The organism is Streptomyces sp. NPDC088246 (genome assembly GCF_044741025.1).
Lineage (GTDB): Bacteria > Actinomycetota > Actinomycetes > Streptomycetales > Streptomycetaceae > Streptomyces.
Genome location: NZ_JBIURV010000004.1, coordinates 1 through 15773, shown reverse-complemented (window position 1 = coordinate 15773; position 15773 = coordinate 1). Strand labels below are relative to the sequence as shown.

The window sequence follows — 15773 nt, the reverse complement described above, 5'->3', positions numbered from 1 at the left end:
CGAAAGGGCCCGAAAGGCATGGGGGGACCCCTTTCGCGTTGCTTCCCTCCTCCGCCTTGTAGCTGCACGCACCCGGCCCCGCTCCTACTCCCACCCCCCATGTGCCGGTCGGTCTTATATGGGGCATACGAGGTTCTGCAGGGCTTCTCAGCGCGTGCTCAGGCTTCTCTCATCTTCGCCGGACACGCTCTTTGACATGACAGAGAGCCAGCGCCCGAGCGGCGAGTACCCGATGTACCCCTCGTACGGCAACGGCGACGCGTCCTACCCGCCGCCGCCGTCCCACCAGCCCGCGCAGCCGATCGCGACGGGCCCCGGAACCACCGTGTGGCCCGGCTGGGGCGGCGACGCCGACGGGCACGGCGGAGGCGGGGACGGCGGTTACGGCTCCGGCCTCCCGCAGCCCGCGCCCGAGCCTGCCCCGTCCCGGCGCCGGGCCCGGCGGCCGGTCGCCCTCCTGGTGGCCGTGGCGATCGCGGCAGGGGTCGTCGGCGGCGGCACCGCCACCGTCATCGGCCGGCTCACCGGCAACGACACGAACAGCACGGGCAGCGGCGTCGTCCCCGGCACCACCGTCTCGCAGAGCAGCAAGGGCACCGTCGCCGGTGTCGCCCAGGCCGTCTCGCCGATGATCGTCGAGATCAACGCGACCTCGACCGCGGGCGAGTCCACCGGCTCCGGAGTGGTCATCACGTCCGACGGCGAGGTCGTCACCAACAACCACGTCATCTCCGGCGCCTCGTCGATCAAGGTGACGCTCAGCACCGGCAAGACGTACAACGCGAAGGTCGTCGGCACCGACCCCGACAAGGACCTCGCACTCATCAAGCTCCAAGGTGCGAGCGGGCTGAAGACGGCCACGCTGGGCGACTCCTCGGCGGTCGCGGTCGGCGACCAGGTCGTCGCGATCGGCTCGCCGGAGGGCCTCACCGGCACCGTCACCAGCGGTATCGTCTCCGCCCTCGACCGCGATGTCACGGTCGCCAAGGAGAACACCGGCGGCCAGGACCAGGCACAGGGCGGGCAGCGCGGCGGCGAGCAGTGGCCGTTCGAGTTCGGCGGCCGGCAGTTCAACGGCGACACCGGCAACTCCACCACCACGTACAAGGCCATCCAGACCGACGCCTCGCTCAACCCCGGCAACTCCGGTGGCGCGCTCATCAATATGAACGGCGAGATCATCGGCATCAACTCCGCGATGTACTCGGCGAGTTCGTCCGGCGGATCCAGCAGCGCCGGCGCGGGCAGCGTGGGCCTCGGCTTCGCGATCCCGGTGAACACGCTCAAGGCCGACCTCGACACCCTGCGGGCCGGCAACAGCTCCTGAGGAGACAGTCATGCACCACCCCACGCAGCCCCCCACCGGCCCGGCCGACCTGGCCCTGCCCCTCGCGCTCGTCACGGAACTGGCCGCCCGCGGTACCTCCGAGCCGCCCCGCGCCCCGGAGGTCCGTACCGCCGCAGGCCGTAAGCGCCGGGCCGCGCGACGACGCGCGGCGGCCGTGCGAGGCTGAGAGCAGCCCGGTAGGCACGGAACGAGAAGAGGACAACGAGCGATGAGCCCCGCCGAAGACGATCCGCAGCGCATCCTGATCGTCGACGACGAGCCCGCCGTACGTGAGGCCCTGGAGCGCAGTCTCGCGTTCGAGGGGTACGGGACCGAGGTCGCCGTCGACGGTCTCGACGCCCTCGCCCGGGCCGAGTCGTACGCCCCCGACCTCATCGTCCTCGACATCCAGATGCCGCGGATGGACGGACTGACGGCGGCCCGCAGGCTTCGCTCCGCAGGCACCACCACACCCATCCTGATGCTCACCGCCCGCGACACCGTCGGCGACCGGGTCACCGGTCTCGACGCGGGCGCCGACGACTACCTGGTGAAGCCGTTCGAACTGGACGAGCTCTTCGCCCGCATCCGGGCCCTGCTGCGCCGCAGCTCGTACGCGGCCGCGGCGGGCGGCGTCCCGGACGACGACGTGCTGGACTTCGCCGATCTGCGGATGAACCTCGCCACCCGCGAGGTCACCCGGGGCACGCGCCGGGTCGAGCTGACCCGTACCGAGTTCACCCTGCTGGAGATGTTCCTGGCGCACCCGCGGCAGGTGCTGACCCGCGAGCAGATCCTCAAGGCGGTGTGGGGCTTCGACTTCGAACCGAGCTCCAACTCCCTGGACGTGTACGTGATGTACCTGCGCCGCAAGACGGAGGCGGGGGGCGAACCGCGGCTCGTGCACACGGTGCGAGGGGTCGGTTACGCGCTCCGCTCCGGCGGCGGTGACGGATGACCGAGACCCTGCACCGGCTCCGCGCCCTGCCGCTGCGGACCCGGCTCGCGCTGCTGGTGGCGACAGCGGTGGCGGTCGCGGTGGCGGCGGTCGCGGCGGCCTGCTGGTTCGTGACGCGGGCCCAGCTGGAGCAGCAGATGGACGACTCGTTGCGCAACGTCCAGGTCAGCGACGAGTATGTGCAGACCCTGCTCGTCGCCTGTACGCGCCCCGATCGAGCGACCGCACCGCAGCTCCAGGGAACGTACACCGTGCAGCTCGTCACCGTGTCCGGGAGCACGTGCACCGCCGCCAAGACGTCACCGATCGGAGTGACCGCCGCCGACATCGCCGTGGCCGCCCACCTGCGCGACAACTCCCTGCACTCGGCCAGGGCCGAGAACGGCAAGGGGATGCGCGTCTACACCTACGCGTACGAGCCCCGCAGCCAGGTTCCGGGCCTGCTGCAGGGAAGCTTCGCCGTCTCCATCGCCCGCCCGATGAGCGACGTCGACGACCCGCTCTCCACCCTCGCCTGGGTCCTCCTGGTCGTCTCCGGCATCGGCGTGATCGGCGCCGGCGCGGCCGGTCTCTGGGTCGCCCGCACCGGTCTGCGCCCCGTCGACGAGCTCACCGAGACGGTCGAGCACGTCGCCCGCACCGAGGACCTCACCGTCCGCATCCCGGTCGAGGGCGAGGACGAGATCGCCCGGCTGTCCCGCTCCTTCAACTCGATGACCGCCTCCCTCGCCAGCTCCCGCGACCGCCAGGCCCAGCTGATCGCGGACGCCGGCCACGAACTGCGGACACCGCTGACGTCCCTCCGTACCAACATCGAACTCCTCGCCCGCAGTGACGACACCGGCCGGGCCATCCCGCCGGACGACCGCAAGGCCCTGATGAAATCGGTCAAGGCGCAGATGACCGAGCTGGCCTCGCTCATCGGCGACCTCCAGGAACTGGCCCGCCCCGACGCGGCGGACCCCGGCCCGCTCCAGGTCGTCGCTCTGCACGACATCGCGGACACGGCCCTGGAACGCGCCCGCCTGCGCGGCCCCGAGCTGACGGTCAGGGCGGACCTGACGCCTTGGTACGTACGGGCCGAGCCGGCGGCGCTGGAGCGGGCGGTGGTCAACGTCCTGGACAACGCGGTCAAGTTCAGCCCGCCCCACGGCACGATCGAGGTGGCGCTGCGCAACGGCGAACTGACCGTACGGGACCACGGCCCCGGCATCCCCGCCGAGGAACTCCCCCACGTCTTCGAACGCTTCTGGCGCTCCCCGTCCGCCCGCCAGCTCCCCGGTTCGGGGCTGGGCCTGTCGATCGTCGCCCGCACGGTCCAGCAGTCCGGCGGCGAAGTGACCCTGCGCCCGGCGGCGGAGGGAGACGGCACCGAGGCGTCGATCAGGCTGCCGGGGGCCCCGCAGCCGCCGCCGGGGCTCTGACCGGGCTCGGAGTCGTCGGCGGAACTCCGCTGCGCATTGCGGCGCTCCCCCAGTCGCCGGCCGATCAAGCAGTCCATGCAGGTCACGGGGTTCTCGTCGGTAGCCTCCTGCCTGCCTGCCTGCGCAGGACGGAGAACACATCCACCGGGGCCAGGTCGAGCATGTCCAGCAGAAAATCGTCCGGCCGGAGCACCTCGATCTCGTAAGGGTCCGCGGCCGCCGGGAGCACTCAGACCCCGGGGTTGTGCCGGATCAGCGATTCCACCAGGCCGGACCGGGTGGCGGGGAAGTCCAGCGGGACGATCCCGAGCCCGGTCCAGCCCGCCGCCTCCGATCCGTCCAGGAACGACTGCACCTGCGGGTTGAGCCGGTCCGCGTTCCAGCGCGGCGGCATCAGGGCGGCGGTGCTGACGTAGTTCATGAACAGCTTCCCGGGCTGCTGCGCGGCCTTGCGGAACTGGGCCTCGATCTTGGGATACTTGGCGAACGGCTCCGCCATGTAGTCGTCCTGGATGTCGAAGAGTTCCGAATCGGCGTAACGGACCCCGGGCAGACCGCCGTTGTCGGCAAGCAGTACGACCTTGCCGCGCGCCTCACCCAGCGAGGGCAGCGCGGAGCCGATACGGAACAACGGCCGCCACCCCTTGACGTCGAGGTAGAGGTCGAAGATCCGCCGGAACTCCGCGTCGCTCTCCTCGGAGTACTCCTGCTTGACCCGCATCAGCACGGTCTCGCCCGGGTGAGCCGCCAGGAAGTCCCAGCAGGCGCCGAGCACATCGCCGAACATCAGGTTCTGGTACGAGGCGCCGTGGTGGATCGCGAACGAGTCACCTGTGGCCCGGCACCGCACGTCGAGGAACCGCAGCCCGCTGGTCAACTGCTCGGCCACGGTGGTGTTCTGACACTCGGTCCACGGACCACCGTAGCGAGCCCCCGAGTCGTGCGAACCGGGGATCGTGAGGCGTTGCAACGCGGTGGCATCGGGGACGGCGCCCATCCAGTCCTGGGTGGCGAGGACCTGCCGGGCCCCGGCGGTGGCGGGGCCCGCGCCGACGACAACGGTGGCGGTGGCGGCGAGAGCGCCGGCCAGGAAGTTCCGGCGAGTGGCGGTGTAGGGACTCATGCGGGGAATGCCTCCGTCTGCTGTGGGGGGTCAGCCGCCAAATTATGACGGGTGCACGACACCAACGGAACGGGTTCGACGGCAGCCCTCCCCCGAATCGGATTCCGGGAGAGAGAGCCGACGCGATCTCGACGTTCTCTCAGGGGAGCGGCACCCGGCGCGGGTGCCGGGGGCAAGCCGACGCGGAGTGGTGATCCCACGGGTACATCTCAGAACAGTGCCGCAGCAAGGTCGCGCCATGCCGTGCGGGGGAAAAGACGATGGTCCGTGGTGGCTATCTGAAGGGCAAGGTGGTCGGCTCCGGCCTTTTGCTGCTCCGTGAGTCGGGCCGCAACCTTGTCAGGGCTTCCGTGGATGAACAGGGCGTCGATCAGTTGGTCGCTGCCGCCGTCGGCCAGATCTTCGTCGGTGAAGCCGACGCGCAGCCATGCGCCACGATAGTTGGCCAGTTCCAGGTACGGGACGAGCATGGCGCGGGCCTGTGAGCGGGCGGAATCCGGATCGGTGTGCAGGATGACGGTCTGTTCCACTGCCAGCAGGGGCCGGCTTCCCAGATCGGACCTGGCCCGTGCGGTGTGCGCCACATCCACCAGGTAGGGATGCACCCCCACTGACCGGGCAGCGCCCAAACGGGTCATCTGTGGGCCGTGCGCGCCGATGATGCGTGCGGAGGACGGCAGGGGAGGGGCAGCGGCATCCAGTTCATCCAGGTACGAGCCGAGCGCCGCGTAGGGGCGGTGGTAGCGGTCGACGAAGTCGGCGTGGCTGACGCCCAGCCCTACCAGAAGCCGGGCCCGCTGGTGCTCGGGCAGTGCGTGGTAGGCGGCGGCGAGCCGGTCGGCTGGTTGTTCCCAGATGGACACACACCCGGTCGCGACCGCTACTCGCCTTGTCGCGGCCAGGAGTTCGGCGGCAGTGACCAGGTCCCCGCTGGGGTTGCCGCCCGGACTGCCGCCGAGCCAGAGCGTTCCGTACCCCAGCTCTTCGAGCTCTGCTGCGGCGTCCTGCGCTTCGCGCCGGTCCCCGTGCGTGAAGGCCAGGCCCCATATGCCGAACGGTCCGAGTTCCACAGGCGGTCCTCCTCGATCGGGGACTGCCTTTCTATCGCTACGGCCGGGCCCCTCCTCGCAGGATTCCCCGTGGTGTCCAAAACTCATGCCGACGGTGTCCGGAAGCCTCGGCCGACCCGCCGATCGTTCTCACGGAACGTGCACCGGAGCCGAGTTGGGATCCGACGCAGCTTCTGCGGCGCGCCCCCGGTGGGTCACAGATCCAGTCGGGTGATCCAGGAGGGCTCCCCGACGTAGTCGGCAAGGTGGCCCTTCTTGAACTCCGGCAGTTCTGCGCCACTGACCTTCAGCGTCGGCGTACCGCCGGCCCCGGAGTGCTCAAAGGCATTCTCGGATGCGTCGACGAACGCTTGACACTTCATCGTCCGGACCGCGGTGCCGAAGCCCGGCCCGCGCAGGCCCTCGACGCGGGACGCCATCTTCAGGATGAAGTCGTCGGTGAAGCCGTCGACGACTTCATCCGGCTGATGTGCGTACAGGACCCGGTGGTACTCGACGAACTTGTCCTCTGCCAGTGCGGCGCGCAGCGCGTTCACGGCCTTCTTCGAGCCGTTGCCGCCCAGCTTGCCGTCGAGGAACGATGCGAGTGTGTAGTGGATCTGCACCGAACCGCGCTGGGCCAGCCCGTTCAGCTCGGCCCCGGCGCCCTGCGTCTCGAACTCCTCGCAGGCAGGACAGCGCAGATCCTCGAAGAGCTGCACAGTGGTACCCGCGTCCTCATCGCCCACCACTATGGTCGTCCCGTCCGCACCGAGCGACTCCGGTATGTCGGCGTCGGTCGCATAACCCGTACGCACCCCACACGCCACACGAACCCCTAGGACGGCGGCGATCGCCATTTCAGTGGCTGTGACTCAGCACTGCTTCGGTCCCGGCACCTGTGGTACGAGGCGTGCCACCCGGCTCGCCCGGGACTCCAGGTAGCGCTGCTCGGCGATGCTGGCGGTGGACTTCGCTGCGCGCCGGTAGTGCTCGTACGCCCCTGCCGTGTCGCCGGTCTTCTCCAGCAGATGCGCCCGTACGGACAGCAGCCGGTGATGCCCGGCCATCCGCCCGTCACTGTCCAATGTGGACAGCAGGGCCAGCCCGGCCGCCGGGCCCTCGGTCTCGGCGAGCGCGATCGCCCGGTTGAGGGTGACCATCGGGTTGGGCGCGATCCGTTCCAGGACCAGGTAAAGGGCGTGCACCTGCGGCCAGTTGGTCTCCTCGGCCGTGGCCGCGTCGGCGTGCGTGCCGGCGATGGCGGCCTGCAGCTGGTAGGGCCCCAGCGTCGGGCCGGCCAGCGACGCCTTGACCAGCTCCAGCCCCTCGCCGATCAGCCCGCGGTCCCACTTCGTACGGTCCTGCTCGTCCAGCGGCACCAGGTCGCCGGCCGCCGTCGTACGCGCCTCCCGGCGGGCGTGGGTCAGCAGCATCAGCGCGAGCAGCCCGGTCACCTCGCCGTCCTCGGGCAGCTGCGCGTGCACCATCCCGGCCAGCCGGATCGCCTCGTGCGCGAGGTCGGCGCGGTGCAGCTCGCTGCCCGAGGAGGCGGTGTAGCCCTCGTTGAAGATCAGGTACAGCACATGCAGGACGACCCGTAGCCGCTCCTCGCGCTCCGCGCCGTCCGGCAGGGTGAACGAGCTTCCGGCGGCCTTGATGCGCTGTTTGGCCCGGCTGATCCTGGCCGCCATCGTGGCCTCCGGCACCAGGAACGCGCGGGCGATCTCGGCAGTGGTCAGGCCGCCGACCGCCCGCAGCGTCAGGGCGGTCTGGGAGGCCGCGGTCAGCGTCGGATGACAGCACAGGAAGAGCAGGACGAGCGTGTCGTCGGTGTCCGGTACGTCCTTGGGCACCACCTCGGTGGCCGTCGCCGACTCCCGCTCGCGGCGCGCCTGCTCGCTGCGCATCTGGTCGATGAGCCGCCGGGAGGCGACCGTCACCAGCCAGCCGCGCGGGTTGTTCGGTACTCCCTCGGCCGGCCACTGCACGGTGGCGGCGAGGACGGCCTCCTGCACGGCGTCCTCACACCCCTCGAACCGGCCGTTCCGGCGTACCAACGTGCCGAGGACCTGCGGCGTGAGCTCACGCAGCAGGTCCTCGATGGCTGATGCTGTCATGCCTCCAATTGTCCGTCGGCGAACATCACCTGCCGCACCTCGACACCCAGGCCCTCGACCGCGGTGTCCGGGATCTGCGCTGCCAGCTCGATCGCCCGCTCCTTGTTCTCGCAGTCGATCAGGTAGAAGCCGCCCAGGTACTCCTTGGCCTCCAGGTAGGGTCCGTCGGTCACCACCGGCTGGCCGTTGCGTACGGACACCACAGCGGCCTGTGACGGGTCGACCAGCGCCTGCGTGGTGATCAGCTCGCCGGACGTCTTCAGCGCCTCGATGAACGCGCCGTGGCCGTTGCCGATCGCCGCCTTCTCCTGGTCGGTCAGCGCGTCCAGCACGGCCGGGTTCATATGCATGCTGATCAGGAACTGCATCTCGTACTCCTCGTGGTTCGCGAGCCCCGGATCGGGCCCTTCGACCGGTTGGTCGGAGCCGCCGTCGTCGTCTTGACATCCTCCGCCAGAACTTTCGCACGGAGTTTTCCGGCGTCGCGTCGCCCGGACCGAGAGGCCGTCATTTCCGGTGACACCCCTCCGTGGCAGACGCGAAAGATGTCCGTCCGTACCGATGTCAAGAAGCTCTCCACCACTCCGACCAACCGGCGAAACGTCGAGAGAACAGGGAGTTTCGGATATGCGAGTCAACCGGGCATGGCTGGGACTGGTCGTCCTCATGCTGCCGACCTTGCTCGTCGCGATCGACGCGACGGCGTTGCTTCTCGCGCTCCCACGGCTGAGCGCCGACCTGGGTGCCACCAACGTCCAGCAGCTGTGGATCAGTGACAGCTACGGATTCATGGTGGCCGGCCTGGTCATCACGATGGGTACGCTCGGCGACCGGATCGGCCGCCGACGGCTGCTGATGATCGGCGCAGCGGCGTTCGCGGTGTTCTCGGTCGTGGCCGCCTTCGCGGTCGACCCGCTGATGCTGATCGTCGCGCGGGCGCTGCTGGGCGTCGCCGGCGCGACCCTGGCGCCGTCCACACTTGCCTTGATCACCAACATGTTCCGCGACGAACGGCAGCGTGGGAAGGCCATCGCGATCTGGGCGACCTGCCAGTTCACCGGCGGCGCGCTCGGGCCCGTGCTCGCCGGGTTCCTGCTCCAGTACTTCTGGTGGGGATCGGTGTTCCTGGTCGCCGTGCCGGCGATGGCGTTGCTGCTGCTGGCCGGGCCCGTCCTGCTGCCGGAGTTCCGCAGCGACCGGGCCGGCCGGCTGGACCCGGCAAGCGTCGGGCTGTCGCTCGTGGCGGTGCTTCTGATGGTCTACGGCATCAAGCAGCTGACCGTCGAGAGCGTGCCGGTCGTGCCGGCGGTGGCCCTCGTCGTCGGCGCGGCCACCGGATTGGTCTTCGTACGCCGGCAACTGCGGCTTCAGGCGCCGCTGCTCGACCTGCGGCTGTTGCGCAACCGCCCGTTCACGGCCGTACTCGTCGCGCTGGTCTTCGCCGGTATCGCCATGGCCGGTACGGGCCTGCTGGTGACCCAGTACCTGCAGAGCGTGCTGGGCTTCTCGCCGGTCGCGTCGGCGGTGCTGTTCGCACCGATGGGCCTGGGCGTGGCGGTCGGCACCATGACCGCGCCGGCGCTGGCCCGGCGGATGAAGCAGACGACCGCGATCGCCGGCGGGCTGGTGGGATCGGCGCTGGGCAGCCTGCTGCTCGTCGGCGTCGACGGTGCGGGCGCCCTGCCGCTGGTGATGACCGGGATCGCCGTACTGGCGCTGGGCACCGGCCCACTCTTCGCGCTGGGCACCGGGCTGGTCGTCGGGTCCGTACCGCCGGAACGCGCCGGCTCGGCGGCATCGATGTCCGAGACCGGCAACTACTTCGGCGGTTCGCTCGGCTTCGCACTGCTCGGCACGGTGGCCGCAGTGATCTACCGCAGCCGGACGGACGGCACGTCCGATTCGCTGGCCGGCGCGGTCGCCGCCGGTCGGCACCTTCCCGCCGACGAGAGCGCGGAACTGCTGCACACCGCGCGGGAGGCGTTCACCGCCGGCCTGCACGTCACCGGCGTCGTCGCCGCGGTCGTCTTCGCCGGGCTGGCCGTACTGATCCTGACCATGCGCCCGGCAACCCGGACCACCCCGGCCGCACTCCCCGACTACGAGGCGACCCGCTCATAGAACCTGCCGAGGGCGACGCCGTGGTCGTCCTGCCCGAAAACCCCCGTCACCCCGTCACACGCAGCGGGGCGGTGGGCCCGCCGGCCCACCGCCCCTCTCACCCGCGTACGGGAGTTACTGGATGACCGTGATCCGGTCCGTCGCCGGCGGGGCCAGCGGCGCGGCGGCCGTGGAGTGGGCCGCCAGGTAGGCGTTGAACAGGTCCAGGTCGGACGCGCCGACCAGCTTGTTGGTGCCCTGGCCGAGTGCCGCGAAGCCGTCGCCGCCGCCCGCCAGGAACTCGTTCATCGCGACGCGGTAGGTCTTCGCCGGGTCGATCGCCGCACCGTCCAGCTTGATGGTGTCGGTCACCACGCGGGCCGCACCCGTCTTCGTCATGTCCAGGGTGTACGTGAGGCCCTTGGACACCTGAAGGATCTTCGGGCCGGCCTCGTTGGAGCCGCTGACCTGCTGCTGGAGCGCGGTGATCAGCTGGGCGCCGGTCAGGTCGACGACGTTCATCATGTTGGTGAAGGGCTGCACGGTGAACGCCTCCCCGTACGTCACCACCCCGTCGGACTTGCCGTCGGCCGACGCGTACACCAGGTCCCCCCGGATGCCGCCCGGGTTCATGAGGGCGACGACCGCCCCGCCCTTGTCCGCCGGGGCCAGGCCCTCCAACTGGGCGTCCGCGATCAGGTTGCCGAGCGGCTTCTCAAGGGCCTTGGAGCTGCGGCCGTCGATGTCGGCGGTGATGTAGCCCTGCGGCTTGTTCGCGATGGGCGCCGCGAGGGCGTTCCAGCGGGCGATCAGCTTCGTCATGTCCCTGGCCCTGCGCTGGTCCCGGCTGACGATGTGGTTCGCCGACTTCGGGTTCGAGGCTCCGGCCGACTTCACCGACGTACGGACGATGTCCTTGGTGCGGCGGTCGTAGGTGAGGGTCGTGTCGGTGTAGAGCTTGCCGAACGACGACGCCGAGGTGACCATGCGCGGGTTGCCCGCCGGGTCCGGGATCGTGCAGACGTACGCCTGGTGGGTGTGGCCCGTGACCAGCGCGTCGACCTTGGGCGTGATGCCCTTGGCGATGTCGGTGATCGGCCCGGAGATGCCGTCACCGGCGCCGGAGCTGTCGCAGTCGTAGTTGTACGAGGCGGAGGCGGGCGCCCCGCCCTCGTGGATCAGCGCGACGATGGACTTGACGCCCTGGCTGTCCAGCTCCTCGGCGTACTTGTTGATCGTCTCGATCTCGTCGTGGAACTTCAGGCCCTTGACGCCGTTGGCTGTGACGATGTTCGGCGTGCCCTCCAGGGTCACCCCGATGAAGCCGATCCTGACGCCGTTCTTCTTCCACACCGTGTACGGCTTGAGGATCGGCTTGCCGGTCTTCTCGCTCGTCACGTTGGCGGCGAGGTAGGGGAAGTCGGCGCCCTGGAACTTCTTGCCCTTCTCGTAGCACCCCTCGACCGGGTGGCAGCCGCCGTTCTGGAGGCGGGCCAGCTCGGTGGCGCCCTCGTCGAACTCGTGGTTGCCGACGGTCGTCACATCGAGGTCGATCTTGTTGAGCGCCTCGATGGTCGGCTCGTCGTGGAAGAGACCGGACAGCAACGGGCTCGCGCCCACCATGTCACCACCGGCCGCGGTGATCGAGTACGGGTGCCCCTTGCGCGCGGTACGCAGTGAGGACGCGAGGTACTCGACGCCACCGGCCGGAATCGGCTTGGGCGTGCCGTCGGCCTGCGTCTCGGTGACCGTGCCCGCCCCCGAGCCGGCCGGCGGCTCCAGATTCCCGTGCAGGTCGTTGAAGGACAGCAGCTGTACGTCGACGGTACGGGCCGGCTTGTGGTGGCCGTGCCCATGGCCGCGGTCCTGGGCGCCGGCCGGCATCGCGGCGACGAGCGCGCCGACGGTGGCGAGCCCGGCCGCGGCGGCGAGCACCCGCCGGGGCGCGCGGTTCTTCTGTGGTGTCGCTGACATCGGTCCCCTTGTGAGTTCAGCGGGAGGCTTGAGGGTGATGGCGAGTCTGGAGACTTCGTGCCGCAGCCTAGGGTCAACGCGCGTAGCGCGACAGGTTTCCGGGGTTACGAACTGGTTGCCATGCGGTCGGTATCGGAGCCGACCACCGCACATCACCGGTATGGCGTACATATCGCCGAGAGCCGCGACCGGCCGACGGCCGAGTACACGCCGGGGCGCAAACCAGGCCCCGGCCGTCAGCACGCACGCAGTGCTGCCCGGGCCACAACCCCCCTCACCCCCCGTACGCTCGTACACATGACGACTGACGTACCTCTCCCCGCCCCCGGACGCGAGATCCAGACGCTCGAAGTGCTCTCCCCCGAACAGGCCGGAGCCGTGTCCGAGCTGCTCGCCGAGGCGGCCCGGTCCGACGGCAGGCAGGCCGTGTCCGAGCAGGGGCGGCTGCAGCTGCGGGGCGGGCGGCGTGAGGGGGTGCGGCATCTGCTGCTCACCAGTGGGCCGACCCTGGTCGGGTATGCGCAGCTGGAGGACACCGACCCCGTCGAGGCGCCGGCCGCCGAGCTGGTCGTGCATCCGGCGTACCGCGGGCAGGGGCACGGGCGGGCACTGGGTGCGGCGCTGCTCGCCGTGACCGGGAAGCGGCTGCGGGTGTGGGCGCACGGCGGGAAGTCCGCGGCCCGGCATCTCTCGCAGGTCCTCGGCCTCTCCCTCTTCCGCGAACTGCGTCAGCTGCGGCGCCCGCTGAGTCCGCTGGACATCGCGGAGCCGGTGCTGCCGCCCGGCGTCACCGTCCGCACCTTCGTGCCCGGCGAGGACGACGCCGCCTGGCTCGCGGTGAACCGCGCCGCCTTCGCCCACCACCCCGAACAGGGTTCGCTGACCCAGCGCGACCTGGACGACCGCAAGGCGGAACCCTGGTTCGACCCGAAGGGCTTCTTCCTGGCCGAGCGCGACGGCGAGCTGATCGGCTTCCACTGGACGAAGGTGCACGCCGATCAGCACCTCGGCGAGGTGTACGTCGTCGGCATCCGGCCCGACGCGCAGGGCGGCGGGCTCGGCAAGGCGCTCACCGCGATCGGGCTGCGCCACCTGGCCGCCGAGGGGCTGCCGACCGCGATGCTCTACGTCGACGCGGACAACAAGGCGGCTCTGACCGTCTACGAGCGCATGGGCTTCGCGACGCACGAGATGGACCTGATGTACCGCACGGAGTCCTGAGCAGCCACAACTCGCCCGGGGGCGGCGTCGCTTGACGTCGCCCCTTCTTTACGCCACTCTTCCACTACTTAATTAGTGAAAGGGGTGAACATGGCAGAGTCCGCAGCGGTCGAGTACCGCATCGACCGGCGCAGCGGCGTCGCCACGTACCTCCAGATCGTCCAGCAGACCAAACAGGCCCTCCGCCTCGGCCTGCTGCAGCCCGGCGACCGGCTGCCCACCGCACGCGAGGTCGTCGAGGCCACCGCCATCAACCCGAACACCGTGCTCAAGGCCTACCGGGAGCTGGAACGCGAGGGCCTCGTCGAGGCCCGGCGCGGGCTCGGCACCTTCGTCACGCGGACCCTCGGCGGCGCCGCTGCCGCCGACGACGCGCCGCTGCGCGCCGAGCTCGCCGACTGGGCCCGCCGGGCCCGCGCGGCCGGGCTGGAGAAGGACGACGTGAGCGCGCTCTTCACCGCCGTACTGGACAAGACTTTCAAGGGGGATCAGGCCGGATGACAGGCGCTGCGATCGAGGCCGTCGGCCTCGGCATGAAGTACCGGAGCAGGGGCGGGGGCTGGGCGCTGCGCGACTGTTCGTTCCGGCTGCCCGTCGGACGCGTGTGTGCCCTCGTCGGCCCCAACGGTGCGGGCAAGTCCACCCTGCTCGCCCTCGCGGCGGGCTTCCTGCGGCCCGCGGAGGGCACGGTACGGGTGCTGGGCGGGGCGCCCGGGGAGTCAAGGGCCCAGATGGCCTTCGTGGCCCAGGACAAGCCGCTGTACCCGCAGTTGACGGTCGCCGCGACGCTCTGGGCGGGCGCCGAGCTGAACCCCGCCACCTGGGACCAGGACACCGCCGAACGCATCGCCGGAAAGCTCCCGCGCGACGCCGGGGTCCGCAGCCTCTCCGGCGGCCAGCGCACCCGGCTCGCACTGGCCCTCGCCCTCGGCAAGCGGCCCGAACTGCTCCTGCTGGACGAACCGATGGCCGATCTCGACCCCCTCGCCCGCCACCAGCTGATGGGCGCACTGATGGCCGAGGCCGCCGAGCACTCCACCACCATCGTGATGTCCTCGCACATCCTCACCGAGCTGGAGGGCGCCTGCGACTACCTCTTGCTCGTCGACGGCGGCCGGGTCCGCCTCGGCGGCGAGACGGACGACCTCCTCGCCGCGCACACCCTGCTCACCGGTCCGGTGCGGGACACCGCCCCGCACACCGTCGTCGAGTCCCGCACGGCGGGGCGGCTGCAGACGGCGCTGGTACGGAGGCAGGGCCCCGTGGACGCCACCGTCTGGGAAGCCGCGGAGCCCTCGCTGGAGGAACTGCTGCTGGCGCATCTGCGGTCGCCCCAGGCGCCTGCTCTGCTGACGCCGAGCGCCGAGGCCGGCAAGGAGGTGGCTGCCGTATGAGCGCCATCGGTCTGCGTGCGCCCGTCGCACCCGCCGCCGGGCTGCGGGGCCCCGTCCGCGTCCTTCTCCGCCAGCACCGCCGTGCCCTGTGGGCGGCCGGCGCACTCCTGGTGCTGGGCATCGCCATCGTGGTCGGGCTCCGCATCTGGGTCGCGGTCGCGAGCTCGGACGAGCTCTGCGCCGACGGCGACATCACCCGCTGCGGCGACGACACCTACCAGCCCACCTACGCCCGCGCCGCCGCCGAGGCGTATCTGTCAGGCGGTGGGACCGTCGTCCTGCTGCTCGCCGGGCTCATCGGCCTCTTCGTCGCCGGACCGCTGGTCGCCCGCGAGCTGGAGAGCGGTACGTTCCGGCTCGCCTGGGCCCAGTCGGTCTCCCCGGCCCAGTGGCTGGCGGCCCGGCTCGCCCTGCCCGCGGCTCTGGTGACCGCCGGGATGACCGTGCTCATCCTCGTCTACCGATGGGGCTGGTCGGGCTTGCAGAGCAACCCGAACGCCTCCGGACTGGGCTGGTACGAGAACGGTGTCCAACCCGCCCTCGGCCCGACCGCCGTCGCCTACGCCCTGCTGGCCCTGGCCGTGGGCGCCCTGTGCGCCGTGGCCGTACGCCGCACCGTCCTGTCCATGAGCCTCACAGCCCTCGCCCTGGGCACGGTCATGCTGGGGTTCGGCAAGCGCCGCTACGAGCTCTGGCCGACCGCCCGCGTCCTCGGCGACGACGGCCCGAGCGGTCACGCCTGGCACATCGAGTCGGGCATGCTCACCGCCTCCGGCAAGGAGATCTACTGGAAGGACTGCTTCAGGGCCGGCACGACGATTCCTGAGGACCCCGCGAGCTGCCTGCGCAACCAGGGCGGCATCACGTACTTCGCCGACTACCACCCCGCCTCGCACTTCTGGCCGCTCCAGCTCGTCGAAACCGGCATCCTGCTCGCCCTGGCCGCGCTCGCCGTCGCCCTCGCCTTCCGGGTGCTGCGCCGCCACCACGGCTGAGAGCCTGTCGGGTGACCTCCGATCGGATAGCGGACGCGGTCTGGTGCGTGCGATTCCAAGGCGGAGGAGGGAGTCGACGCGAAGGGGG

At 70.7% G+C, this 15773-nt stretch carries 15 protein-coding genes; 9 read left to right on the top strand and 6 right to left on the bottom strand.

The window, feature by feature from the left end; all coding sequences use genetic code 11:
* Window positions 1-196 precede the first annotated feature (196 nt).
* From ACIPEK_RS07480 to ACIPEK_RS07465, 4 genes are read left to right on the top strand one after another with little or no spacing between them, the layout of a single operon-like run.
* Complete coding sequence (locus tag ACIPEK_RS07480; RefSeq protein ID WP_401991913.1) at window positions 197-1327, top strand: S1C family serine protease; 1131 nt, start codon at window positions 197-199, stop codon at window positions 1325-1327.
* A gap of 10 nt (window positions 1328-1337) precedes the next feature.
* Window positions 1338-1514 (top strand): hypothetical protein, encoded by a 177-nt coding sequence (locus ACIPEK_RS07475; protein WP_401991910.1) that lies wholly within the window; start codon window positions 1338-1340, stop codon window positions 1512-1514.
* Between the two features lie 42 nt (window positions 1515-1556).
* Window positions 1557-2285, top strand: a complete 729-nt coding sequence (locus ACIPEK_RS07470; protein ID WP_401991907.1) for a response regulator transcription factor — start codon at window positions 1557-1559, stop codon at window positions 2283-2285.
* Entirely contained in the window at window positions 2282-3709 is a 1428-nt protein-coding gene (locus ACIPEK_RS07465) for a sensor histidine kinase (protein WP_401991904.1), read from the top strand. The genes ACIPEK_RS07470 and ACIPEK_RS07465 overlap by 4 nt, the downstream gene beginning before the upstream one ends.
* Window positions 3710-3938: 229 nt before the next feature.
* Here ACIPEK_RS07465 and ACIPEK_RS07460 read toward each other — a convergent pair whose 3' ends face one another.
* The 5 genes from ACIPEK_RS07460 to ACIPEK_RS07440 all read right to left on the bottom strand — a co-directional run bounded on the left by ACIPEK_RS07460 (window position 3939) and on the right by ACIPEK_RS07440 (window position 8369).
* On the bottom strand, window positions 3939-4832 hold the full coding sequence (locus ACIPEK_RS07460; protein WP_401991901.1) for a phosphatidylinositol-specific phospholipase C: 894 nt from the start codon (window positions 4830-4832) through the stop codon (window positions 3939-3941).
* A 209-nt stretch (window positions 4833-5041) separates the two neighbouring features.
* A complete protein-coding gene (locus ACIPEK_RS07455; protein ID WP_401991898.1) occupies window positions 5042-5902 on the bottom strand; it encodes a TIGR03620 family F420-dependent LLM class oxidoreductase in 861 nt (286 codons plus the stop codon).
* Window positions 5903-6096: 194 nt separating this feature from the next.
* Window positions 6097-6741 (bottom strand): DsbA family protein, encoded by a 645-nt coding sequence (locus ACIPEK_RS07450; protein WP_401991895.1) that lies wholly within the window; start codon window positions 6739-6741, stop codon window positions 6097-6099.
* 15 nt (window positions 6742-6756) lie between these two features.
* A complete protein-coding gene (locus ACIPEK_RS07445; protein WP_401991892.1) occupies window positions 6757-8001 on the bottom strand; it encodes an RNA polymerase sigma factor in 1245 nt (414 codons plus the stop codon).
* Window positions 7998-8369 (bottom strand): YciI family protein, encoded by a 372-nt coding sequence (locus tag ACIPEK_RS07440; protein WP_401991889.1) that lies wholly within the window; start codon window positions 8367-8369, stop codon window positions 7998-8000. The genes ACIPEK_RS07445 and ACIPEK_RS07440 overlap by 4 nt, the downstream gene beginning before the upstream one ends.
* 259 nt (window positions 8370-8628) lie before the next feature.
* On the opposite strand from ACIPEK_RS07440, the gene ACIPEK_RS07435 reads away from it, so the two are divergent.
* Window positions 8629-10122: an MFS transporter gene (locus ACIPEK_RS07435; RefSeq protein WP_401991886.1), complete on the top strand. Its 1494-nt coding sequence runs from the start codon at window positions 8629-8631 to the stop codon at window positions 10120-10122.
* Between the two features lie 114 nt (window positions 10123-10236).
* Here ACIPEK_RS07435 and ACIPEK_RS07430 read toward each other — a convergent pair whose 3' ends face one another.
* Complete coding sequence (locus tag ACIPEK_RS07430) at window positions 10237-12075, bottom strand: bifunctional metallophosphatase/5'-nucleotidase (protein ID WP_401991883.1); 1839 nt, start codon at window positions 12073-12075, stop codon at window positions 10237-10239.
* A 297-nt stretch (window positions 12076-12372) separates the two neighbouring features.
* Between ACIPEK_RS07430 and mshD the strand changes: the two genes are divergently transcribed.
* The 4 genes from mshD (at window position 12373) to ACIPEK_RS07410 (ending at window position 15685) form a co-directional block, all read left to right on the top strand.
* Window positions 12373-13296: a mycothiol synthase gene (mshD, locus tag ACIPEK_RS07425; protein WP_401991880.1), complete on the top strand. Its 924-nt coding sequence runs from the start codon at window positions 12373-12375 to the stop codon at window positions 13294-13296.
* A 90-nt stretch (window positions 13297-13386) separates the two neighbouring features.
* Window positions 13387-13797 carry a GntR family transcriptional regulator gene (locus ACIPEK_RS07420; RefSeq protein WP_401991877.1) on the top strand — a complete coding sequence of 137 codons (411 nt, stop codon included), beginning with the start codon at window positions 13387-13389 and terminating at the stop codon, window positions 13795-13797.
* Window positions 13794-14690, top strand: a complete 897-nt coding sequence (locus tag ACIPEK_RS07415; protein WP_401991874.1) for an ABC transporter ATP-binding protein — start codon at window positions 13794-13796, stop codon at window positions 14688-14690. Before ACIPEK_RS07420 ends, ACIPEK_RS07415 begins: the two co-directional genes overlap by 4 nt.
* Window positions 14687-15685 carry an ABC transporter permease gene (locus ACIPEK_RS07410; protein ID WP_401991871.1) on the top strand — a complete coding sequence of 333 codons (999 nt, stop codon included), beginning with the start codon at window positions 14687-14689 and terminating at the stop codon, window positions 15683-15685. Before ACIPEK_RS07415 ends, ACIPEK_RS07410 begins: the two co-directional genes overlap by 4 nt.
* Window positions 15686-15773: the final 88 nt, after the last annotated feature.